This is a genomic window from Chromohalobacter sp. HP20-39 (genome assembly GCF_033052815.1).
GTDB lineage: Bacteria > Pseudomonadota > Gammaproteobacteria > Pseudomonadales > Halomonadaceae > Chromohalobacter.
Genome location: NZ_JAWHTP010000939.1, coordinates 1 through 253 on the forward strand (window position 1 = coordinate 1; position 253 = coordinate 253).

1 pseudogene is annotated in these 253 nt (G+C 62.5%); it reads left to right on the top strand.

Annotation, left to right across the window (positions count from 1 at the left end):
• A pseudogene (locus RVY79_RS20725) lies at window positions 1-253 on the top strand (efflux transporter periplasmic adaptor subunit); the annotation flags it as partial.

Genomic DNA, 253 nt, shown 5'->3' on the forward strand with positions numbered 1-253 from the left:
CTCAGCTGCACTCGCTGCAAGCCACGGCCGATTTGGCAGCCACCGTGCTCAAGCGCGACAAGGCGCAGCTCGCGGTCAACGCAGTGTCGCAGGCCCAAGTGGATGCGGATGAGGCTGACCTGAAGTCCAAGCGTGCCGCTGCAGAACAGCAGCGTGCCCTTGTGGAGAAGAAGACGATCCGTGCACCGTTTGCTGGGCGAATCGGTGTGACAAGTGTCAACCCCGGTCAGTACCTGAACCCCGGCGACAAGGT